At 39.6% G+C, this 23,642-nt stretch carries 24 protein-coding genes, 1 pseudogene and 1 CRISPR repeat array; of the genes and pseudogenes, 19 read left to right on the top strand and 6 right to left on the bottom strand.

Annotation, left to right across the window (positions count from 1 at the left end):
• Positions 1 to 12: 12 nt before the first annotated feature.
• The 19 genes and pseudogenes from FFM57_RS02705 to FFM57_RS09945 form a co-directional block, all read left to right on the top strand.
• A complete protein-coding gene (locus FFM57_RS02705; protein WP_137598969.1) occupies positions 13 to 147 on the top strand; it encodes a DUF3789 domain-containing protein in 135 nt (44 codons plus the stop codon).
• Positions 144 to 365, top strand: a complete 222-nt coding sequence (locus FFM57_RS02700) for a hypothetical protein (protein ID WP_137598968.1) — start codon at positions 144 to 146, stop codon at positions 363 to 365. The genes FFM57_RS02705 and FFM57_RS02700 overlap by 4 nt, the downstream gene beginning before the upstream one ends.
• Before the next feature lie 11 nt (positions 366 to 376).
• A complete protein-coding gene (locus tag FFM57_RS02695) occupies positions 377 to 877 on the top strand; it encodes an antirestriction protein ArdA (protein ID WP_137598967.1) in 501 nt (166 codons plus the stop codon).
• A gap of 63 nt (positions 878 to 940) precedes the next feature.
• On the top strand, positions 941 to 1,705 hold the full coding sequence (locus FFM57_RS02690; RefSeq protein ID WP_137598966.1) for a hypothetical protein: 765 nt from the start codon (positions 941 to 943) through the stop codon (positions 1,703 to 1,705).
• 79 nt (positions 1,706 to 1,784) lie between these two features.
• Entirely contained in the window at positions 1,785 to 2,180 is a 396-nt protein-coding gene (locus FFM57_RS02685) for a conjugal transfer protein (protein ID WP_137598965.1), read from the top strand.
• Entirely contained in the window at positions 2,164 to 4,614 is a 2,451-nt protein-coding gene (tcpF, locus tag FFM57_RS02680) for a conjugal transfer ATPase TcpF (RefSeq protein ID WP_137598964.1), read from the top strand. Before FFM57_RS02685 ends, tcpF begins: the two co-directional genes overlap by 17 nt.
• A gap of 149 nt (positions 4,615 to 4,763) precedes the next feature.
• The gene (locus FFM57_RS02675) at positions 4,764 to 6,884 is read left to right on the top strand and encodes a CD3337/EF1877 family mobilome membrane protein (RefSeq protein ID WP_246023364.1); all 2,121 of its coding nucleotides are present in this window, start codon (positions 4,764 to 4,766) and stop codon (positions 6,882 to 6,884) included.
• Entirely contained in the window at positions 6,881 to 7,888 is a 1,008-nt protein-coding gene (locus FFM57_RS02670) for a bifunctional lytic transglycosylase/C40 family peptidase (RefSeq protein WP_137598962.1), read from the top strand. Before FFM57_RS02675 ends, FFM57_RS02670 begins: the two co-directional genes overlap by 4 nt.
• Before the next feature lie 16 nt (positions 7,889 to 7,904).
• Entirely contained in the window at positions 7,905 to 8,816 is a 912-nt protein-coding gene (locus tag FFM57_RS02665) for a conjugal transfer protein (RefSeq protein WP_137598961.1), read from the top strand.
• Positions 8,817 to 9,356: 540 nt separating this feature from the next.
• On the top strand, positions 9,357 to 9,566 hold the full coding sequence (locus tag FFM57_RS02655; RefSeq protein WP_137598960.1) for a helix-turn-helix transcriptional regulator: 210 nt from the start codon (positions 9,357 to 9,359) through the stop codon (positions 9,564 to 9,566).
• Entirely contained in the window at positions 9,556 to 9,978 is a 423-nt protein-coding gene (locus FFM57_RS02650) for a hypothetical protein (RefSeq protein WP_137598959.1), read from the top strand. Before FFM57_RS02655 ends, FFM57_RS02650 begins: the two co-directional genes overlap by 11 nt.
• Before the next feature lie 11 nt (positions 9,979 to 9,989).
• Complete coding sequence (locus FFM57_RS09820) at positions 9,990 to 10,163, top strand: hypothetical protein (protein WP_170999863.1); 174 nt, start codon at positions 9,990 to 9,992, stop codon at positions 10,161 to 10,163.
• Position 10,164: 1 nt separating this feature from the next.
• Positions 10,165 to 10,857: an ATP-binding cassette domain-containing protein gene (locus FFM57_RS02645; protein WP_137598958.1), complete on the top strand. Its 693-nt coding sequence runs from the start codon at positions 10,165 to 10,167 to the stop codon at positions 10,855 to 10,857.
• Entirely contained in the window at positions 10,850 to 11,992 is a 1,143-nt protein-coding gene (locus FFM57_RS02640; RefSeq protein WP_137598957.1) for a hypothetical protein, read from the top strand. Before FFM57_RS02645 ends, FFM57_RS02640 begins: the two co-directional genes overlap by 8 nt.
• Before the next feature lie 60 nt (positions 11,993 to 12,052).
• Positions 12,053 to 12,256 (top strand): cysteine-rich KTR domain-containing protein, encoded by a 204-nt coding sequence (locus tag FFM57_RS02635; RefSeq protein WP_212741477.1) that lies wholly within the window; start codon positions 12,053 to 12,055, stop codon positions 12,254 to 12,256.
• A gap of 292 nt (positions 12,257 to 12,548) precedes the next feature.
• Entirely contained in the window at positions 12,549 to 12,977 is a 429-nt protein-coding gene (locus FFM57_RS02630) for a sigma-70 family RNA polymerase sigma factor (protein ID WP_137598955.1), read from the top strand.
• Positions 12,970 to 13,197 carry a helix-turn-helix domain-containing protein gene (locus FFM57_RS02625; RefSeq protein ID WP_137598954.1) on the top strand — a complete coding sequence of 76 codons (228 nt, stop codon included), beginning with the start codon at positions 12,970 to 12,972 and terminating at the stop codon, positions 13,195 to 13,197. Before FFM57_RS02630 ends, FFM57_RS02625 begins: the two co-directional genes overlap by 8 nt.
• Before the next feature lie 409 nt (positions 13,198 to 13,606).
• Positions 13,607 to 13,753 carry an SHOCT domain-containing protein gene (locus FFM57_RS02620; protein WP_137598953.1) on the top strand — a complete coding sequence of 49 codons (147 nt, stop codon included), beginning with the start codon at positions 13,607 to 13,609 and terminating at the stop codon, positions 13,751 to 13,753.
• A gap of 65 nt (positions 13,754 to 13,818) precedes the next feature.
• Positions 13,819 to 14,982: pseudogene (locus FFM57_RS09945) on the top strand (recombinase family protein); the annotation flags it as partial.
• Positions 14,983 to 15,579: 597 nt separating this feature from the next.
• Positions 15,580 to 16,690: direct repeats of the CRISPR family, unit length 33 nt; unit sequence GTCGCACCTCGCATGAGGTGCGTGGATTGAAAT.
• A gap of 241 nt (positions 16,691 to 16,931) precedes the next feature.
• Here the strand turns inward: FFM57_RS09945 and FFM57_RS02610 are convergent.
• The 6 genes from FFM57_RS02610 to FFM57_RS02585 form a co-directional block, all read right to left on the bottom strand.
• The gene (locus FFM57_RS02610) at positions 16,932 to 17,690 is read right to left on the bottom strand and encodes an alpha/beta fold hydrolase (RefSeq protein WP_137598952.1); all 759 of its coding nucleotides are present in this window, start codon (positions 17,688 to 17,690) and stop codon (positions 16,932 to 16,934) included.
• Positions 17,691 to 17,711: 21 nt separating this feature from the next.
• Positions 17,712 to 19,265 carry a bifunctional metallophosphatase/5'-nucleotidase gene (locus tag FFM57_RS02605; protein ID WP_137598951.1) on the bottom strand — a complete coding sequence of 518 codons (1,554 nt, stop codon included), beginning with the start codon at positions 19,263 to 19,265 and terminating at the stop codon, positions 17,712 to 17,714.
• Between the two features lie 100 nt (positions 19,266 to 19,365).
• Positions 19,366 to 20,649, bottom strand: a complete 1,284-nt coding sequence (locus FFM57_RS02600) for an extracellular solute-binding protein (RefSeq protein ID WP_137598950.1) — start codon at positions 20,647 to 20,649, stop codon at positions 19,366 to 19,368.
• 12 nt (positions 20,650 to 20,661) lie between these two features.
• Positions 20,662 to 21,957: an MBL fold metallo-hydrolase gene (locus tag FFM57_RS02595; RefSeq protein WP_137598949.1), complete on the bottom strand. Its 1,296-nt coding sequence runs from the start codon at positions 21,955 to 21,957 to the stop codon at positions 20,662 to 20,664.
• A complete protein-coding gene (locus FFM57_RS02590) occupies positions 21,941 to 22,759 on the bottom strand; it encodes a carbohydrate ABC transporter permease (protein WP_137598948.1) in 819 nt (272 codons plus the stop codon). The genes FFM57_RS02595 and FFM57_RS02590 overlap by 17 nt, the downstream gene beginning before the upstream one ends.
• 1 nt (position 22,760) lies before the next feature.
• Entirely contained in the window at positions 22,761 to 23,642 is an 882-nt protein-coding gene (locus tag FFM57_RS02585; RefSeq protein WP_137598947.1) for a carbohydrate ABC transporter permease, read from the bottom strand.

Here is a 23,642-nt window from a genome sequence, read left to right as displayed (position 1 = left end):
AAGGAGGATTTTATGTGGCTACTACTTAGCCGTTTTCTACTAATTGGCTTAGGTGTCCTCATTGGCGTTACCTTGATGTGCCTAATGCAAATTAGTAAACAAGCAGACAAACAACTAGAAGAAATTCAAAGGAGGAATGCTAAATGAATTTTGGACAAAACTTATACAACTGGTTTTTAAGCAACGCCCAATCACTGGTGCTACTCGCTATTGTGGTGATTGGTCTGTATTTAGGCTTCAAGCGTGAGTTCTCAAAGCTGATTGGTTTTGTGATTATCGCCTTGATTGCCGTAGGTCTGGTATTCAACGCTGGTGGTGTGAAAGATGTACTACTTCGTCTATTCAACCAGATTATCGGTGCGTAGGAGGTATTACTATGGAAATGCAAGTTTATATTGCCAATCTTGGCAAGTACAATGAGGGTGAACTGGTAGGAGCATGGTTCACCCCACCTATTGATTTTGAAGAAGTGGAAGAACGTATCGGCTTGAATGGTGAATATGAAGAATACGCCATTCACGATTACGAGTTACCTTTTGAAATCAGCGAGTATACTTCCATTAATGAAATCAACCGCCTATGTGAACTGGTTATGGAATTAGAGGGTTCACCTATCTTGGGAGAATTGAAAGAAATTCAAGGTATGTGGTTTGGCTCTTTAGAAGAATTGCTGGAACACGTAGACGACATTCATTGTTATAGCGATTGTGATTCTATGGAAGATATTGCTCGCTACTACGTGGAAGAAACTGGACAGCTTGGGGAAGTACCAAGCAACCTACAAAACTATATTGACTATCAATCCCTTGGTCGTGATATGGAAATCGAGGGCAACTACCTCGTCACTTCGCATGGTGTGTTTGAATACTGTGGGTAGATAAACTTATTCACCCTCCGCTTATAATTCTTGTTATAATATAAATTAGTGGGGGGGATAAAAATGGAACTATTAGAATATTTTTTGAAAGAAGTTGATGTAAGCAACCCATACTATCAATTTAGAGAAGAAATTGAAAATGGACAGGTGAATTTATTTGAAGATACTCCTGCGCCATATGAAAAATTATATGTAAGTTCAAGCAAAGAAGCCATAAACAAATTTCGCAGTTTAACTCAACCTCAAAGTTCATACGGCTTGGAAGATAACTGCAAGTTCATACTTATTTGTCATTACTTGTATAAAAATAAATATGTCATTGAAGAATTTCCAGAGTTACTGGAAAATCCTGTATCATTGAACGATTTTGCAACTGGACAAGTGCGAACATATTTAATTGCTCATGGTATAGGTGATTCTAGTAAGGTTGCGTGGCAAGACCGCAGAAACTTGATTAATACGTTAAAATTTAAAATACTTGAGAATTTTTATGTTCAATCTGAAATTAATCAACTATTCCAAATAGTATCTACGAGAAGTGCGGAATTTCAAGATATGACAAATGAAGAAAAGCTAAAAGAAATAGCTAACCTACTTGAGTATTTACTCAAAGACGGCAAGAAGTTTATTACGTTAGATACAGAAACTATATATTGCGGATTCATCAGCAATGAACAAATTACCGCTTATCGGAAAAAGATTCAATGTTTCAGACATAGTTCCGTAGATAGTTTGGCAGAACGTGAATCCCTAAAGGAAAACATCGAATTTCTTATAAGTTATGGACTTGCTATTCTTGCACCACTAAAAAAGGATAACAACAAATAAATATCTAATATTTAGAGCAATCAGCTATTATAGTCGATTGCTCTTTTTCTATGCAACAAAACAGAAAGGACGTGATGAAATGAAGAAAATTAAAAGCTATACCTCTATCTGGTCGGTGGAAAAAGTAATTTATGCTATCAATGATTTACAGCTCCCATTCCCTGTCACCTTTACCCAAATGACATGGTTTGTGGTGTCACTATTCTTAGTGATACTCTTTGGAAACTTACCACCGCTATCTATGATTGACGGTGCATTACTTAAATACGTGGGAATCCCTGTTGGACTGACATGGTTCATGAGCCAGAAAACCTTTGATGGTAAAAAGCCCTATGGATTCCTAAAATCAATTATCACCTACATGGTGAAGCCTAAAGTTACTTATGTTGGAAAACCACTAAAACTACACAATCAACGGTTCGATGAAACCATCACCATAGTAAGGAGTGAAATGTATTATGGCGTACCCAATTAAATATATTGAAAACAACCTGGTGTTCAACCATGACGGCGAATGCTTCGCCTACTATGAGTTGATACCTTACAATTACAGCTTTTTAAGTCCAGACGAAAAGTACCAAGTTCATGATAACTTCCGTCAGCTTATCGCCCAAAACCGTGATGGCAAAATCCATGCCATACAACTGGCGACGGAATCTAGTATTCGAGCGACACAGGAACGCTCTAAGCAGGAAGTGACTGGACGGCTAAAAGATGTAGCTCACAAAAAAATAGATGAACAAACCGAAGCGTTAGTTTCTATGATTGGTGACAATCAAGTAGACTATCGTTTTTTTATTGGTTTTAAGTTATTGCTGAACGACCAAGAAGTATCTATCAAAAGCATTGGTGCAGAAATTAAGAAAGCCTTTGAAGAATTTATCCACGGTGTCAATCACAAACTCATGGGCGATTTTGTATCTATGAGCAATGATGAAATTGACCGCTTCTCAAAGATGGAACACTTGTTGGAAAGTAAAATATCCAGACGGTTTAAAATCCGCAAGCTGGATAAAAACGACTTTGGTTACATCATTGAACATCTCTACGGTCAAACTGGAACACCCTATGAGGAATACGAATATCCCTTGCCAAAACGCTACCGCAATAAAGAGGTTCTGGTAAAAAAATACGATATTCTTAAACCTACTCGTTGCTTGATTGAGGAAAATCAGCGGTACTTGCGATTGGAACATGAGGACATGACAACCTATGTTGCCTACTTCACCATTAACTCGATTGTGGGTGAGCTGGACTTTCCAAGTAGTGAAATCTTTTACTACCAGCAACAACAATTCACGTTCCCAATCGACACCAGTATGAACGTGGAAATCGTCGCTAATAAGAAAGCCTTAACGACAGTTCGCAACAAGAAAAAGGAACTCAAAGATTTAGACAGCCACGCTTGGGAAAGTGATAACGAAACCAGTTCTAATGTCGTAGACGCTTTGGATTCCGTCAATGAGCTGGAAAGTAGCTTAGACCAAAGCAAAGAATCCATGTATAAGTTGAGCTATGTTATCCGAGTGTCCGCAAAGGATCTCGACGAGTTGAAAAGACGGTGTGATGAAGTCAAGGACTTCTACGACGACTTATCTATCAAACTCGTTCGTCCCTTTGGGGATATGTTAGGATTGCACGGCGAATTTATCCCAGCGTCCAAACGCTACCTAAACGATTATATCCAGTACGTGACTTCTGATTTTTTGGCTGGACTTGGTTTCGGTGCGACCCAAATGTTAGGGGAAACCGAGGGAATCTATGTCGGTTATAACCTTGATACTGGACGCAATATTTACCTCAAACCAAGCCTTGCCAGTCAAGGGGTAAAAGGTTCAGTCACCAATGCGTTAGCGTCGGCGTTTCTTGGTTCGCTTGGTGGTGGTAAATCCTTTAGTAACAATATGCTGGTTTACTACGCTGTATTATTCGGCGGTCAAGTGGTGATTGTTGACCCCAAAGCCGAACGTGGCAACTGGAAAGAAACTCTACCAGAAATCGCCCATGAAATTAATATCGTGAACCTTACCAGTGACGAAGAAAACAAAGGCTTACTTGACCCTTACGTGATTCTCAAACGCAAGAAAGATTCGGAAAGTCTGGCGATTGATATTCTCACGTTCCTTACTGGTATTTCATCAAGGGATAGTGAAAAATTCCCTGTGCTTAGAAAAGCCATTCGTAACGTCACCCAAAGTAAGCAACGAGGGCTACTACTGGTAATTGGTGAACTCCGAAAAGAAGATACCACCATCAGTAATAGCATTGCCGACCATATCGAAAGTTTTGTGGACTATGACTTTGCACACCTACTCTTTAGTGATGGCAATGTGAAACAGTCCATCAGCTTAGAAAAACAACTGAACATCATTCAAGTAGCCGACTTGGTATTACCAGACGCAGACACCTCTTTTGAGGAATACACAACAATGGAACTACTTAGTGTGGCAATGCTCATTGTCATTAGTACCTTTGCCTTAGACTTTATTCACTCTGACCGTTCCATCTTTAAAATCGTAGACCTTGACGAAGCGTGGAGCTTCTTACAAGTCGCCCAAGGAAAGACCTTATCCATGAAGCTAGTCCGAGCTGGACGAGCCATGAACGCTGGGGTCTATTTTGTTACCCAAAATGCCGACGATTTATTGGACGAAAAGATGAAAAACAATATCGGTCTGAAATTTGCGTTCCGTTCTACGGACTTAGTGGAAATCAAGAAAACGCTAGAATTTTTCGGTGTGGATAAAGAAGATGAAAGCAACCAAAAACGGCTACGAGAACTGGAAAATGGACAATGCCTTATCAGTGACCTTTATGGACGTGTTGGAGTAATGCAGTTCCACCCAATCTTTGAAGAACTACTCCATGCCTTTGATACCAGACCACCAGTGAGAAATGAGGTGGAATAATGCGTGATAAAGAAACAAAACGAAAGGAAAAGCTAATTAAACGACAAAAGAAAGCCGAGAAAAAGCAAGCACGAAAACAACAGCCCTTACCCAAGAAGATTTTACGATTCGCAAGTTTAGCGGTGGTCGCCGTAGTTGCGATTATCTTTATGCTTGCTAGTGTCGGTACGGTGGCTCATGCGACTGGCTTAGTAGACGATACCATCAATACCGCCAATGAGTATTCCAAGTATGGGCTATCCAATTATCAGCTCGATTTTTATGTTGATAATAGCTGGGGCTGGCTACCGTGGAACTGGTCGGACGGTTTAGGTAAATCCGTGATGTATGGGCTTTATGCCATCACCAACTTTATCTGGACAATCTCATTGTACTTATCTAATGCCACAGGCTACTTGGTACAAGAAGCATACAGCCTAGATTTCGTATGCAAGACCGCTGATTCAATCGGTAAAAATATACAAACCATTGTAGGTGTAACAAGGTCAGGATTTTCCAGTTCTGGCTTTTATGTAGGATTCCTATTGATACTTATTTTAGTATTGGGAATCTATGTTGCTTACACAGGGTTATTGAAGCGTGAAACTACCAAAGCTGTCCGAGCAGTCTTAAACTTTGTGGTGGTCTTTATCGTATCGACTTCATTCATTGCTTATGCTCCGGACTACATTGGCAAGATTAACGACTTTTCCAAGGATGTGAGTAACGCCAGCCTTGATGTGGGTACAAAGATTGTCTTACCAGATACCAACAGCCAAGGCAAAGATAGCGTGTATATGATTCGTGACAGCTTGTTTTCAGTGCAAGTGAAACAACCGTGGTTACTCTTACAATTTGGCTCAACCGACGTTGACGCTCTTGGTGCTGATCGAGTAGAGAATTTATTATCGACCAGTCCAGACACCAACAACGGCGAAGATAGAGAAGATATAGTCATTGAGGAAATCGAGGATAAAAACAATAAGAACTTAACCATTACGAATACCATATCCAGACTTGGTACGGTATTCTTCCTCTTTATCTTCAATATCGGAATCTCGATATTTGTATTCCTGCTGACTGGAATCATGATATTTTCGCAGGTACTCTTTATCATCTTTGCCATGTTTCTACCGATTAGCTTTTTACTTAGTATGATTCCGAGTTTTGAGGGCATAGGCAAACGAGCCATTACTAAGTTATTCAATGTAATTATGACACGAGCTGGTATTACGCTGATTATTACCGTAGCATTTAGTATTTCTACTATGTTGTACTCCATTTCTGCCAGCTCACCATTCTTTATGATTATGTTTTTACAGATAGTTACGTTCGCTGGTATCTACTTTAAGCTAGGCGACATCATGAGTATGTTTGCCTTACAAGGCAACGATTCCCAGAATGTCGGACGGCGTATGTTCCGTAGACCTCGTATGTTTATGAACCGCCAAGCAAGGAAGTTACAACGAAGCGTCAATCACGCCATTGAGAAATCTCCAAGTAGTAAGTCGCCCAAAGATACCACGGCAAAAACAACCAAAGCCAACCATGAACGGACAAACGGCTCTACTGCTGGCGGCGGTTCAACCACAAGAGGAAATCCGACGAAGCCAACCACTGAACCTCGCTCTATGGGACAAAAAGTCGGTGAGAAAACAGGTCAAGTCATGGACACCAAAAATCGTGTGGTAGACAAAGCCAAGGATATGACCGAGCAAGTAAAAAACGCTCCTACCAATGTGAAGTATGCACTTCATAAGGGTAAGCGTGACCTTGTGCAAAATGCGTCGGACTTCACCCAATCGGTAAGTGAAACCAGAAAACATAAGCAAGAAGAACGAGCCGAGAACCGCAACCAGAAACGAGCCAATCTTGCACAAAAACGCCTTGAACTGGATAAGGAAAAGAAGGATAAAGATAAGACTGAATCTATGTATTCTATGCGTCAACGAGAGTACCAGCGTGATTATGAGAATCGCAATAAGCCAGTAGCACCAACAGAAACTAGGCAAACCAAACCAGCAACTATGGAAACCAAACCGACTAGACCTGTGACGGCGACACCACCAACGCCAAAAACGGAAAGCTCTGGTCGGACACCAACGATTAGCCGTGAAAATGTACAGGTTGACAAGCACCCACCAAAACCGCCAGTCATTAAGAATCGTCCATATGACAATCGGACAATTCTACCCAAAGAGCCAACCAGAGTAAAGGAGAACCAATCGACTAAGAAACAGACAACCAGAACGACGAAGAAAACAACAACCACTAGAGGGCGTAAGAAATGAAGCTAAAATACGTGGCTATCTCTGGTGTGGTATTCTCCCTGTTCTTTGGTCTATTGTTTTTTATGGTGATTGTATTTGCGGATTCCGACGATAGTTCTAGCGGTGGTTTTGATTTAGAAAATGGTGGTCTGAACGTATCAGCGGAAGTGTTAAAACACAAACCTATGGTAGTGAAATATTGTAAGGAGTTTGGCATTGAGGAATACGTCAATTACATTCTGGCAATTATGCAGGTGGAATCTGGCGGTACTGCGGTCGATGTTATGCAATCCAGTGAATCCCTTGGGCTACCGCCCAATAGTTTAAGTACCGAAGAATCCATCAAACAAGGTTGTAAATATTTCAGCGAATTATTAGCCAGTGCGGAAAGCCTTGGCTGTGATATTGATTCTGTGATTCAAAGTTATAACTATGGTGTCGGAGTTCTAAACTATGTAGCAAAAAAAGGTAAGAAATACACCTTTGCACTGGCAGAGAGTTTTTCAAGGGATAAGGCTGGTGGCAAGAAAGTGGATTACCCTAACCCAATCGCAATCCCCATCAATGGGGGCTGGCGGTACAACTACGGCAATATGTTTTATGTCATGCTGGTAAAACAATACCTACGTCCAGCGCACTTTGATGATGAAACCGTTCAATCCATCATGAACGAAGCTCTAAAGTATGAGGGCTTTCCGTATGTCTTTGGAGGTGCGTCACCAAGTACCAGCTTTGATTGTTCTGGCATTGTTCAGTGGTGTTATGGCAAAGCTGGAATCCAGTTACCTCGTGTCGCCCAATCTCAATACGACGCAACAACACATATTTCCATGTCCGAGGCCAAAGCTGGCGACTTGGTATTTTTCCACTCTACCTATAACGCAGGTAGTTATGTGACACATGTAGGCATTTATGTAGGCAATAACCAAATGTTTCACGCAGGTGATCCGATTGGTTATGCCGACTTGAACAGTAGTTATTGGCAAGCTCATTTAATTGGAGCTGGTCGAGTGATAAACCGATAAGAAAGGATTTGATAAGATGAAATTAAAAATCGAACGAACCAAAAAAGAGCCAAAACCAAAGAAACAAAAAAAGCCCCACACTATCAAGGTGGGAACGCATAAGAAGCTGACAATAGCTCTATGGGTACTGCTGATTGGTAGTACCTGCTTTGGGGTGTATAAGAACTTCACCGCTATTGATATGCACACCATCCATGAGAAAGATGTCATTGAAAAGCAGATAGTTGATACCAATAAGGTAGAAAGCTACGTGGAATCTTTCGCCAGCGAATATTTTTCGTGGCAACAAAGCCAAGAATCCATTGGTAAGCGAAACGAACGGCTAAAACATTATCTCACCGAGGATTTACAGCTATTAAATACCGATATGGTGCGAGTGGATATTCCCACCAGCTCTGCCGTTAGAAAAGTTCAGATATGGAATGTATCGGAAATAAACGATACTGACTTTAAGGTGTTATTCTCGGTGGAACAACAATTAACCGAGGGGGAAGCAAAGAAGAATGTGCTATCTACCTATACCGTAATTGTTCACATGGATAAGGCTGGTGACATGGTAATTGTGCAGAATCCAACCATGAGTAGCAAACCAGAAAAATCCGACTTCAAACCAAAGCAGGTAGAAAGTGACGGTACAGTGAACGCTATGATGGGTGAAGAAATCAACAGCTTTTTAGAAACGTTCTTCAAACTTTATCCAAAAGCTACCGATAAGGAACTGGCATACTATGTCAGCAATAATGCTTTACCTACCATCAATAAGGACTATGTATTTGAAGAGCTGGTGAATCCTGTCTACGCTATGAAAGATGACAAAGTAACGGTGGTTGTGACTGTGAAATACTTAGACCAAGAAACCAAAGTGACACAGTTATCACAGTATGAATTGGTGCTAGAGAAAGCCGAGAATTGGAAAATCATAAAATAACACTTATGGCGTACAGCTCTCAACATTGTATGCTTTATTATTATAGATTCTCATAATACTGGTACAGTTCCTTTCCACGTTCTAATACGAGGAATTTTAACTGTTCTAGATAGAATTAATCAATTTACCATATGTGAGGAAATAATAAGCAATTAATCTTTCTTCACCTACATTGTAGAATATTCTTATTTTATATTGTCCATCACAGTTAACTAAATTCCACAGACGGATAATTTTATTTATAAAGTAGATCTACTCCTTTATTTGATATTTGTGCTTCAAAATCCGTAGCATTTTCAGGCTTAAATATGTTTGTTGAATAATTTAGAAGCCCTTGTCTTGGCTTAGATATATAGCATTGACATTCTGAAATATCCATAATTCTATCACAGAGAAAAACTTAAACGCTTTGTTTGTCATGATTTTGCTTTAGTCATTAAGCCCTCTCAAATTTGCATAATAAGGGAAAATAATTGTTTACAAAATTTGGGATTGTGATAGAATGTAAATAAGACTTAACATTTTTAGGGTGTGGAGGACATGAAAAATTATCTGCAAAAACTACGAAAACAGCATAAACTTACGCAACAAGAGTTAGGCGAAAAAATGAAAGTCACAAGGCAAACAATTATCGCTATCGAAAACGGAAAGTTCAATCCATCCGTTATCCTAGCGATTAAAATATCGCGCTTTTTTGGTGTACCTGTGGATGAAATTTTTATTGTGGAGGACTATGATAATGAAGATTAAAACTCGAATAAAGTTAAACCTTGCTTTTGGTTTTCTATGTATTCTATTCGGAATTATGCTGATTGCAGTATCTCTTACAAAAGGTAGCGGATATGCCGGAATAGAAATGTTTTTAATAAACGGTGTGGGATTGTTCTTAATTGGAATACTTAGGGCAATCCGCTATATACCTGCTTTGAGAAATAAAAAGAAACTTGAAAAAATAGAAACCCAAATGGCCGATGAAAGAGTTTTATTGCTGTCATGTAAGGCAGGTAGTGCCGCATTTATAGTATCTACTATGGGTGCTTACGTTTATTCACTTTACCTTTTGCTAAATGGTTCACCATTGTTTGAACAGGTATCGCATTTCTGTAGTATTCTTTTGTGTATTTATTTGGTTTGCTACTTTGTAATTCGCAAAATAAATTAGGAGGTAATTCAATGTTAAAGGGAAAAACACAGATAGTTTTCAGAGTAGGTATAGGACTTGTTATGCTGATAGCTAGCATTAAATATTTTGATAGTAGTGAGTATCTTATAGCTGCTATTACGGCATTAGCAGGAGTAGCATTTATCGTTTCTGTACTGTTTAAGAGGAAAGGGAAGAAGGAATAAAATGCTAACGATTAAAAATATCAAAATATGGTATAAAGCTGATAAGAATATTATCAAAGAAGCAAGTTTGTCAATCAGTGAAAATACCGTTGTCGGTTTGCTCGGATTTAACGGAGCAGGGAAGTCAACTTTAATCAATACGATTTCTGATGTCCACGAAAAATATACCGCAACAGCAATTTCATTCAGAGGAGAGTCGGTTGCATTTTCTGATGAAGCATTTAAGTTGGAGCGCTATACTGTTTTCACCGACGAACAGGCATTTATGTACTGGCGATGTGAAGATTATATTTCATTTATTGCAAAAGCCTATAAGAGGAAACTCGACCAAGATTATCTTAACTATTTGATAAATGGTTTTAATTTTGGCAAATTCAAAAACTATGAGATTAAAGACCTATCCACTGGTAACAAGAAAAAAGTGTTTTTAATAACTGGCTTTTCTTTGGGCTTACCTCTCCTTATTTTAGACGAGCCATTAGATGGTTTAGACTTTAGTTCTTCCGAGTTTTTATATGAAGCAATTACCGGATATAAAAAGTATGGCTCGATTCTGATGTCCTCACATATAGCAGAAAGTTTTGAAAAAACTTGCGATTATGTTTTGCTTTTGAATGGTGGTGTAATAGATAGCCGAAATATTGAAAGAGGCATAGATATTCGTACTCAGCTTGAGGGGTGGCTTAATGAATAAGGCAGAACTATTCCTTTTTGATTTTGTGACAAAGAGAAAAATTATCAGAACAGGAATTGAAATTATACTGTTTTTTGCTATTTCTTTTTATTACCATTCAAGTAATCCAGCATTTATGATTAGCACAGGTGTAATGTCAAGCATTGGTTTATCAATGGCTTTTTTGACAACTTTATACAGCATATTGTCATACTCGACTATGAATAGAATTAGAGCCTATCTTATGCTACCTTACAAAAAATCAGAAGTGTTTTTTTCATTTATCTTTGCTCAACTTTTTGTCTTGCTTTTGGAACGCATGAGCTTTGTTATCATAGTGGTGGCGCTTTTTGTAAAAATGCCAGTTTTGAATATAACTTACCTAATCATCAGCGCAATTGTTGCGGTTGTTTTAGATACAGCTATCTTAATAAGTATGAATAAGAAGCAAACATTTTACTTGTGCTGTTTCGTTGTTCTAGTTGCAGGATTATATACTTTACTCATATTATCACGAAATCATGTTCTTAATTTTTGGGTGTTGTTATGCATATTTTTAATCGGTACAGTTTGCCTATTGAAAGCAAATCCCAAAAATCTTGCCGTGAATAGAGAGGGCAAAGTTAGAAATAATCGCTTGCGTCAAATGAACTATTTTTTTATTGTGCTTTTGCGCGAGAAAAGTACATTGATAAATACAGTGTTTGTATTTATATTTGCAAGCGTTTTTATGGCGATGTCTAAAGAAACACCAATTTTATCAAATATGGTTTGGTGTATTGTTGCCGTAAATACACCAGTATCAACAATGTTTTCAGGGGATAAATATCTTTCGCGGCACGAAAAAATGCTTCCGCAGTGCAGTCATTTGATGTATGGCATTTATGGTTTGTTTGTAATGACTTACTTTGCCATTGCAAATTCCTTTGCCCTACTGCTCTTTGCGGCTATGGGAAAACTAAGTATCGTCGTTATTGTAACAGGGACAGTCCTTGTAATATTTGAAACAGTCATAACTTTGTTGTTAGAAAGGAAATATCCAATTCGCTCTTGGCAGACAAAACAGGAGGTGTGGAAAAACCCAAGAAAGTATATTTTGCCGATAGGTGTATTTACGGTAGCAATAATACCTTATTTATTAAGCTTAATAAAGTAGTTTAGAATTTGCTGATGAACAAAGGATGTTGCGTTTGAGCATTAGTGCAGAACGTAGGAAATGGGAGGTAGATTATTGGTAAAGCAAGAATGGATTCTTTGTCCAATATGTAAGAGCAAAACGAGAATCAAAATATGTGAGGATACTATCATAAACAACCTTCCCATATTTTGTCCTAAATGCAAACAAGAAACTATGATAAACATAAAAAAATTAGCTACAACAATCATAAAAGAGCCAGACGCTAAGACGCAGAGCCGATAATTAAGGAGTTGAAACAAACTTCCAATTATCGGCTTTTTTTGATTGATGGACATAAAACTAGACACGCAGTTATTGGTGTAGTGGCAGCAAGGAGGAGCCATTATGCCTATGTGTGAAGTGATTAAAATTAAAACTGAATACAAGTTTCAGATACACATTTTTTCCGCAAGGATCGAATGTGTATTTTTTTTGAATTTTTTTTCTGATTTTTCGATATTTTACCCCCTCCCGTCAGTGATAGGAGTGAGCAAAGGATAGCTCGCCTTTGCAAAGCGGAAAGGGGGTGAATCTTATGGCGAATACTTCTGATTATGAAAAGACTATCGAACATCAATTTGATAGCTTCTGTAAAACAGTCCTGCGGAATCAAGCGAGAACCATTTATGAAGATAATCGACGCTGGCAAAACCGCTTCATTTCTTTAGAAGCACTGACACCAGATGATTTAGTAAAGCTATGTAGTCTGGATAATTACGAAGCCGAATGTATCTTTTTTAGAGTGTTTGATTACGAGATACCGATTGAAAATATTCTGATTGCACAGGCAATTGAATCACTTTCAAAAAGACGGCAAGACATTATCCTGCTTTCGTATTTTCTGGATATGAAAGAAATGGATATTGCTTCAATGATGAATCTTGCTCAAAGTACCGTGCATTATCACAAGGAAAATGCTTTGGACGAATTACGGAAATTTATGGAGGAACACACAAATGAATAAGCAGAACGTATTACCATTCCCAATCATTGTGCTGGCGGTTCAAGGCGATGTTATAGCTATGAACCAGATTTTAAAACACTTTGAACACTACATGATTAAACTCTCGCAGAAAACCTTATTTGATGAATTTGGCAATCCCTACATTCATGTAGAGTCAGAAATCAAACGGGCATTGGAAACCAAGCTAATTATGGCGATTCTAAATTTTGAGCTGATTTAACAATTATCTCCTCCCCATGTATCGAGAAAATGCGTTGGTGCATGGGGAACTCTTAAAAATTATTTGTCTATCAAGTTCCACAAACCATTGTGATCCTTGATAGGCAAATAAACGCCGATTCGTTCTTTGACAACTGAATAGCATAGCCAGACACATTCAATCTGTAACAAGCTGTGTAAGCAAAAGCGCCATGACTTCTCTTGAACGAGCGATATCTATTTGACCTACAATCTTCAATCTTGGAAATTGAAGTAGCCGTGATTTATAGATTGCCATAATGATACTCCTACCTTGAACGCTTCACCGCATTGGGTAGCTACTCCAAGTTTGAGCAGAGGTGAAATTCCTGTGGGTTTTCCTAGACCATCTGGCTATGTATGAAGACTACTGAAATGAAAGGAGCTGATTTATGAAAATGCAGTTGTTAGAATATAGTATGCAATTGGCTATGTTAAAACAGCTTTACAAAAATGGTCTAATAAGCGATAAAGAATATCAGAAGATGGAACAACGAATAAAAAAGGACTATGGAATTGTTTCTAATATTACTACTTGAATTGTATCTTGATTCGCATTACAATAAACACTATAAAAGGAATACAAAAAGAGAGGTGAAAGTACATGACAGAAATAGAAATTATTAAAGCGAATCGTACAATAACAGATAGAAACAAAACCCATAGTCTACAATTATTAAGAGTAGGAGCTTATTGCCGTGTTAGTACCGATTCTGAAGACCAGCTAAACAGTTATAAATCACAGGTTACCTATTATACAAAATTAATCAAGAAGAATAAGGATTGGGTATTTGCTGATATTTATGCTGATGAAGCTATCACAGGAACACAAGTTGACAAGCGGACAGACTTTCAACGGCTGATTAACGATTGTATGAATGGCGAACTTGATATGGTGATAACTAAGTCTATTTCAAGGTTTGCTAGGAATACACTTGATACATTGAAATACGTTCGTATGTTAAAGGAAAGGAATATTGCGGTTTATTTTGAAGATGAAAAAATCAATACCTTAACTATGGATGGTGAATTACTACTTGTAGTTCTAAGTTCAGTGGCACAACAGGAAGTAGAAAACATATCTGCCAATGTTAAAAAGGGTTTGAAAATGAAGATGAGCCGTGGCGAGTTGGTTGGATTTCAAGGTTGCCTTGGTTATGATTATCACCCAGAGGATAAAAGTATCACTGTCAATGAAGAAGAAGCTGTAATCGTAAAATATATTTTTAATAGATATATCGAGGGAGCAGGCGGAAGTGTCATTGGTAGAGAGCTTGAGAATCTTGGATATAAAACAAAGCGTGGTAGTAGTAACTGGGCTGAATCAACGGTTTTAGGAATTATCAAAAATGAAAAGTACAAGGGAGATATATTACTGGGTAAGACATTTACAGTTGATCCTATCTCTAAACGCCGACTTGCAAATTATGGCGAAGAAGACCAGTTCTATTTGAGAAATCATCATGAACCAATTATCACAGAAGAAGTTTTTGAGAAAGCTCAAGAGATACTAAAGAAGCGTAGTATTCCAAGAGGATTACAAGCTTCAAATGATGGTACTTTAAAACGGCAAAAGTATAGTCGTAAATATGCCTTTAGTTGTATGCTGGAATGTGGATTTTGTGGTGGAACACTCACACGAAGAAAATGGCACAGTAGTAGCCAATATAAAAAAGATATTTGGCAATGTGTTGTAGCTACTAAAAAAGGAAAGAAACACTGTCCTCATAGTAAGGGAATCCCAGAAGAAGCCATAGAGAAAGCCTTTGTTGAAAGCTATCGCCAGTTGTGCAATGGCAATAAGGATATAATGGAAGATTTCTTGAAAAAGCTAGATGAAACACTGAATGAAAGTAGTGTCGAGAAGCAATTCAATAAAATTCAAAAGAAGATTGCGACCTTAGATAAGAAAAAAAATAATCTCGTTGATATGAGATTAGATGAAAAAATCGACAAAGAAACTTATGAGATGAAATTCACTGAAATAACCTTGAAGCTAGATGAATTGTTAAAGGAACGTACATCTTTAGAAAATTCCTTGGATAACGAATATACCATGAAAAAGCGATTGGCTGAATTTAGAAAGACGTTGCAAAATAACCAAGTCCTTGATGAATTTGACCGCTATGTTTTTGAAAGTATTGTCGAAAAAGTAATTGTGGGTGGTGTCGAAGAAGATGGCACGATTGACCCATACAAACTCGTCTTCATATACAAAACAGGATTGACAGACAGCCAAAATGGCGGTAAGTTTAAACCGAAACGAAAGAATGCGAAGAAGTCAAATGACATTGTTACAATGAGTACCGATTTGCGTTCACAAGCAAGTGACGAGGATAATAAACTGTGTTCACATGCTAGTAACCACACACCTCGCATGAGGTGCGTGGATTGAAATTTTTCAGGGAGGGTTTAAAAATAAATATAAAGTATGTCGCACCTCGCATGAGGTGCGTGGATTGAAATACTAAAAAGGAAATCAAAGCCAAAGGCGAGCGTTACTGTCGCACCTCGCATGAGGTGCGTGGATTGAAATTAAAAAAGTAGAAAAATTTAAGCAAAGCGTGAACACGTCGCACCTCGCATGAGGTGCGTGGATTGAAATCACGTAATCATTGTTAAAGTCTTGCATTGCTTTTGTCGCACCTCGCATGAGGTGCGTGGATTGAAATGTGCCCGTCGGACTGGTGTCGCTGTATTCGGCCCGTCGCACCTCGCATGAGGTGCGTGGATTGAAATATTTTGCTTAAAAAATCGTAGTTGTCAGCATTAAGGTCGCACCTCGCATGAGGTGCGTGGATTGAAATAATATCAATAAGTATTTCTTCTGCTTTCGTCATTGTCGCACCTCGCATGAGGTGCGTGGATTGAAATAACCACTCTTTATTCTTCATTCCGCTTCCTCCTTGTCGCACCTCGCATGAGGTGCGTGGATTGAAATACTTCCTTGAGATTTATGAACAGTTAAGCCATAGTCGCACCTCGCATGAGGTGCGTGGATTGAAATCATGCTACAAGCCACATCAATTATGGCTCGTTCGTCGCACCTCGCATGAGGTGCGTGGATTGAAATAAAACCTTTCTAGCGTAATCCACACGTTGACTAAGTCGCACCTCGCATGAGGTGCGTGGATTGAAATAACATCATAATTTTGCAGCTTAAAATAATTAGAGTCGCACCTCGCATGAGGTGCGTGGATTGAAATCAATCAGATTGTTCTCATCCTCCAGGAACTCCTCGTCGCACCTCGCATGAGGTGCGTGGATTGAAATAAAAGTGATTAATCTCATTGGCTCATTGGTTCCTGTCGCACCTCGCATGAGGTGCGTGGATTGAAATCAAGATTACAAATAAGATATACACGCACGTTACAAGTCGCACCTCGCATGAGGTGCGTGGATTGAAATTGATGAAATTGAGGAGCTGGAGCAACAGAATGAAAGTCGCACCTCGCATGAGGTGCGTGGATTGAAATCAGATGTGCAATATTTTCACTTCTGGGGATTTTGTGTCGCACCTCATATAGGCTACCCCAAAAATTATAAAAAATGCAGTACATTTTTCTACATTTATTTTAATGGGCATTTTAAAAGATTGAGTTGAGCAAGTTTCTCTTCTAAAAAAAGAACGATGCAAAATCTCGCAAAAGATTTTGCATCGTTCTTTCTTTTACTGGAAGTCGTGCAATCTTTTCCCCATTCTTCCGCTACGCGTCTTTAAAGCTCATATGCGTGGGTAAAAAAATCAGCTGTATCAGTCATCAAATCTGGTTCGACTAAGTGGTCTTGGCCTTCGCCAGTAACAAAAATTGTGCGCTTAGCGTAAGGTTCATTCTTAATCGCTTGATAGAAGCTAGCTACATCGATATAGGGAATTCGTTGGTCTTTGGTGCCATGCCAAAGGTAGAAGGGGCGACCGTTAATTTTTTCTGGTGCCATACTTAAGTCGTAATATTTAAGCCAACTGACTAATTGCGGATAGTCAGCGCCTAAAGATAATTTTTCGGCTTGGGCGCGCTCTTGAATGCGTTCTAAGTATTTCCATGGTTGAGGACTGCCCATAAGACAAGCGCCGGCTTTAATCTCAGGATGAGCCGTTAAGAGCATGCTGGTGGTAATTCCTCCCATGGAGACACCACCGACACCAAGCCAGTTATTCAAAATTAAACCGCGTCGTTGATACTCGGCCACCAGTAAAGGAAATTCCGCCAAGTTGCCTTGAATGCTTTGAAAGAAAGTTAAGCTAGGAACCTGCGAGGCTTTTTGACGGCGGGCCCCGTGATTCAAACTATCTGGCAATAAAACGCGAAAGCCTTGTTGGGCTAACTTGCGGCCTTGAGTTAACACTAATTCTTTTTGCGATTGCCAGCCGTGGTAGTAAATAATCAAGGGTAAAGGTTGACTTAATGCAGCTTCTGGAAAAACTTCCAATAACGGAATGCCGCGCAAATGGCGCTTGAGAATTTGTGTTTTCATAGGAGCCTCCAAAGATTTATTTTAAAATAAAATAGTGAAATTGTTATTGACGGTAGCTTCGATTACGGGGTGTTTTTTCAAGTATTCGGCAATCAATTCCGTCATATCGACTTGGATTTCTTTGACGATTTTAGTTGGGGAAAACATTGCGTAGTTGCCCCCACCAACGCCACGGTATTGATTCATGACTACTTCATAGCTGGCAGTGGGCTCTACTGGGGCGCTGTCAAACATTAAGCGCGTAACTCGTTGACCTTCTGGCAAGCGTAAATCGATAGTATACTCGATGCCTTCATACATGTCATAGTTATAGTATTGGGGCTTCGGATTGACGTAGCGGGGATTGAAGATGACTTGTCCATCTACTAAGCTTAAGAAGGTGGCGGTTTTTTCTAGGGCAGCTTTTAAATCGGCCCCAGAAATTTTTAGGACCGCCAAAGTGTTCGGATAAATATAGTTGGTGATAATATCTCGCATGGTGATGGTGGGATTAAAGCCGCGTCCTTCATTGTTGAAAAGGGCTGCACCGGAAATTTTGGCACCTGAAGCTGCCATTTGGACTTTATTAATCAACTCAATGTAAGGATGTTCCGTTAAACGAGCGGCCATCGGGTCGTGAATCAACATGTCACCTTCAACTTTTCCGCAAGGTTGATCTAACCAAGTTTCTACCTCGCTACTTAGTTCTGCGATACTTGCCACTAGTTCAGCATCTGGCGCGTAGTCTTTGGTGGCTAACAATTGGCTAGAACTATCCGTTACGGCGTACCCTTGCGCTGTTTTTTTTAGTTGTAAGGTAATTTCTCCTACAAAAGCACCGCGGTAGCCTGGTTGAATTACCGGCACGCCAAAAAGTTTGGTAGCAATTTCCCGATGTTGGTGTCCAGTAACTAAAGCGTCAATTCCAGGTACTTCTTTCAGTAACGCGTAGCCTTCGTTTTCGCCAGTTAATGCTTCGGTAGGCTCGCCGTCGTTTAAGTCGCGTTCAAAGCCCCCATGGTAGGCGACAATCACCACATCCGCTAGTTTTCGCAATTGAGGGACGTAACGTTTCGCACACGTGACGATGCTTTCAAAGGTAATCCCTTGAATTGTGGCAGGTTGTTCCCAATGGGGAATGTATTGGGTAGTCAGACCTAAGACGGCAATTTTCACGCCTTCTTTTTCTAATAGATAATAAGGCTGACCAAAGAAAGGTTCGCCTTGATCGTTTAATAAATTAGCGCAGACTACAGGATGTTGGTAGCTCTTTAAAGCCGCTTTTAAATACGGTAAGCCATAGTTAAACTCGTGATTGCCGATAATTCCACAGTCGTAGTGCAGTCGATTAATGACTTGGGTTAAAGTGTTCACTTCATGGTGGGGCATTTTGGCGACGTAATAACTTAAGGGGGAGCCTTGAATAAAGTCGCCATTTTCAATAGCAACAACTGGACCAGTAGCTTTTTGCCGCACTGCTTTAAATAAACTGGCAACGCGTGTCGTGCCAAAAGGTAAAGATAAATTTCTTTCTGCAAAGTTAGTAGGATTTAAGTAACCGTGCATATCACTCGTAGCTAAAATTTTTAATTCCATTGGTCTTCCTCACTTCTTTAGGTTTCACTTTCATTTTACCAAAGGCTGGCAAAATAAAAAACCGTTGGCGAGTAGCCAACGGTTTTTCCTTAGTTCAAGCTTATTGATTCCAAGCGCTGTCTAGGGAAGCTTTGCCATCTTCAATCATTTTATCTACATCTTGTGTTGGGTTAGATAAAATGTTTTCCATGATGGCTTTCATTTCGTTATAAGCAGCGTCAGCGTTTTGTTTCACCGGAATAGAAGTTAAATGCTCGGTGTTTTCTGCTAAGATAGCAGGGATTTTAGTGTTTTCAGATTTTTGATAAGCATCAGATTCGATAACTTTATCTAAAACAGGCATGTAACCAGTGTTTTGCGCCCAGTATAATTGTGCATCTTCAGAAGTTAAGTATTTCATTAACAAGTAAGCTGCTGTCCGTTGGTTAGCATCGGCGGAAGTGAACATGTAAAGATCAGTACCTTGTTGGATGTTAATTTTTTCTGGACGAGGAGCAACACCGTATTCAAACGTTGCATCTTTAGCCACATAAGATTCACCAGCGGTAGAACCTACAAACATTGCCACTTGACCGTTGGCAAATGGACCAGAAAGGTAGCCATCAGAACCGGCAATCCGGAAGTAACCGTCTTTGACGCCTTCAGCGTAGTAGTTGATGACTTCTTTAGAAGCATCGTCAGCGATATCTAAATCTTTTGTAAAGTCTTCGTCTTGGTTTTTCAAGCCGATAACGTAGTAGTTATTTAAGGAGTCAAAACCAACACCAGTTACTTTACCGTCAGATTTTTCGTAAATAGTTTTTGAAGCTTCTTTTAATTCATCTAAGTTTGTTGGCACTTCAACGCCATATTCAGTCAAAATATCTTGGTTGTAGAATAGTGCTTCTGTTGATTTGTTGAAAGGCATACCATATTGTGTGCCTTCAATTTGGGCGCCAGCTAATAAATCTTCTTTGATAGGAGCTTGGTCGCCCCAACCAATTTTATCGTTATCCATGTATTCCCCAAGATCAACTAACAAATCTCCTTGGGAAGCATCCCATAACCAACCTGGGTAAGCTTGGGTAATCGTTGGTAAATCTTTTGGTGATTGCATTGTCGAAGTAATTTTGGCTTGCATATCGCCGTAGGAACCTTGGTTTTGCAATTCTACTTTGATTTTGGGATTAGCGGCCATGAAATCGTCCGTTAATTTTGTTAACGCTTCTTCTTGCGCGCCGTTCATGGCATGCCAGAAAGTAATTGTGGTATCTTCTGTTACATCCGTAACGATATCACTCTTATCTGCGCTCCCTTTATCTGAATCTTTGGAATTTCCACATGCACCTAAGGCTAGGGCAGCAGAGGCAACCAACATAAGACCTGCCAATTTTTTGAACTTCATTTTGACTCTCCTTTAAAAAAGTATTTTTTCTCCGCGTTGCGGAAGTATTCTTTCACCAAACGGATTCTCCAAAAGTTCTGGATGGTACGAATGGATTGGAATCAAAAGTTTAGGCTCGATCAAAGCGACGATTTTATTTAAATCGTTGGGTACCGCATGACCGGAGCAAGCTAGCCGCACGAATTCGATGCTGTGTGCCGCTAACAAGTCGAGAAAAATTTGGTAGTGGGGATCAAAGTCCCCGAGGGGTTGGGCATCGCTATGGATGTAAAGTCCCCCAGTCTGCAAGTTTTCAAAATGGTCCACTACTTGCCAGAAATATTTGTTCGTGTCTGCTAATAGCGTAGGATAAGGCAGTGCCAATGTCGCATCTAAAAGCGGGATTGGCGCTTGTTGAGGATTCGCATAATAGTAAGGAACATCCACTTGAAAAACTTCTTTCAAAAGCGCCGCCATATTGGCTTCTAAAACTACTTGGCGGGGGATGTTGCGAACAATTTCTAAAAAGCGTTTGACGTTGGCGGGATAACCGTTAAAGGTCAATTGGCGCTCAGGATTAGCTAAGACGATTTCTTTCATTTTAGCAATCAAGTCTTGTTCACTAGCAATTTCTGGGGTCGCGTCATCTTTTTCCCGCTCAGGGAAGCTAATGCTAACGCCTTCCATAATTAAGCAATCCGTATGGCGGGCAGCGACACAAAAATTTAAAGTATCTTCTGCATCATAGCCGTGTAAGCGCAAGTCACCGGTGTAAGTAATTTGCGTATCTGGTGTTTGAATAATTAACGCTGCCGCCCCATAAGCATCGTGGTCGACAGGGAAGATTTCAATGGAAATTTTCCCCACCTGAACGACGTCATGGGCTTTTAAGCCAATCATTTCCCGGACGAAATTTTGTTTTTCAAAAGGACTCGGAATTAAAAAGTCGCCATTGCGATTTAAAGAGCGTAAGATGGCTGCCGTTTCTGCCATGGTATACATGGGAATCGCAGGATCTAAGTAGTTCACCATGCGAGAATGATCTAAATGCGCGTGGGACAAGAAGACGGCCGTATGGGCAAACGTTTTTTCTTCGTCGCCTTCATAGGTATAGCTGAGGCGCGGATCATAAATATTTTTCAGTTGGGGCACCAGACGATTGTCGACTAAAGTCTGTAAGTCGTCATTTGGTAAATTTAATTCTGGTCGAAACTCGGTACCAAAGTCGAAAAAGATATGGGCATCTTCGTAAGCAATTTCTACGACGGTACCGCCGATGGTTAAAACGCCACTATGAAAAGTAACGCTAGTTTTACCCTTTGAGACCATTTTTTGCCACTCCTCGAATAATTTCTTTTCTAAAGACTAAATAGATAATCAAAATAGGAATAACGGTTAACGTCGCTGCAGCTAATTGTAAGTGGACATCGTTGCCACTTTCGGTGGTGAAGGCCGATAACCCATTGTTTAATAAACGGTATTTCTTTTCGTTGGTGACTAGTAACGGCCACAAGAAAGAATTCCAACTGGAAATGAAAGTTAAAATTCCCACCGTTACTAAAGCAGGTTTTGACATAGGAATCAAAATCTTGCGAATGTATTCTAAATCACTAGCGCCGTCAATTTTAGCGGCTTTATAAAAGGTGGAAGAGATGCTTCTTAGGTACGTGTTTAAGTAGTAAATATAAAAGATACTAGTTAAGAAAGGAATAATTAACGCCGGGTAAGAGTTTAAAAGGCCCATTTTAGAAATCGTGTTGTAATTGGTAAAGATGATGGATTCGTAAGGCACCATCAATAAAGAAATCATGATGGCAATCACCACGCCTTTAAACTTAAAGTTCAAGCTCGTTAAAGCAAACGCCGCTAGTAGAGAAGTAATTAGCGTCGCAATCGTGGTAATGGCAGAAACAGCCACGGTGTTAATGAAGTATTGTAAGAAAGGTGCTTTACTGAAGACTTCAGTGTAGTTTTGCCATTGGAAGCTGGCTGGAATCAAAGTTGGCGGAATGCTAGTCGCTTCCCGGAAGGTCATGAGGCCAGCTAAAATCATGTAAATGAAAGGAAAGACAGTAATGATGGCTAATAAAATTAAAAAGATATAAGCCACAATGGTGAGTACTTTTTTCATTTTAGTAATCCCCCAATTTCTTCATGATTTTATTTTGAATAAAGGTAATGACTAAGATGACTAAGAATAAGATAACGGTAGCCGCCATGGCAATCCCGGGACGGCCGGAAACGATGAACTTGTCGTAAATGTAGTACACCGCAGTGGTGGCACTTTTAGCTAACCCTGGTTGGCCGTTAAACAAGGCGTACACTTGTGTATACACTTTAAAGGAACTAATGATGTTGACTAGTAATAAGAAAGTAATGGTGGGAATTAGTTGGGGGAAAGTAATGCGCCAAAAAATTTCGCCGTCTTTAGCGCCAAACATTTTAGCAATTTTGTAATGCTCAGGATCAATGTTCCGAAAGCCCCCTAACAAAATAATAATGTTGAAAGCGAGACTAGACCAAACACCAAAGATAATTAAAGTGGTCATGCTCATGTGGACGTTATCTAACCAGTTAATCGGCGCAATTCCTAGAAAACCTAAAGCATAGTTGATTAAACCATAGGAGCCGTTAAAGAAGTAACGGAAGACAATCCCGATGGCAATGGTACTGGTGACATAAGGCATGAAGAAAATCGTTTCAAAAAAACTTTTGTGTTTTACTTTTTCAAAAATAATCCACGCTAAGGCGATGGAAATAATTAAGGCAATGGGTACCACGGTAAAAGCAAAGAGGGCGGTGTTTCCCATGGCTTTATAAAAGACGGGATCTTGCAATACTTGCTTGTAGTTATCAATCCCTGTCCAACTTTGATTAATCAATGGTCCCCGCAAAAAACTCATGTACAAGGAGCGGAAGAGGGGATAAATACTAAAAATCGCAATCACGATTAACGCGGGAAGAAGGAAGAGCCACGCTTTCGGTTGATTTTCTGGATTATAGCTTCGTTTCAT

It is taken from the genome of Enterococcus nangangensis (assembly GCF_005405245.1).
Taxonomy (GTDB): Bacteria; Bacillota; Bacilli; order Lactobacillales; family Enterococcaceae; genus Enterococcus_J; species Enterococcus_J nangangensis.
Note: the sequence above shows the minus strand (reverse complement) of the source record. Positions and strands in the feature narration are given on the sequence as shown.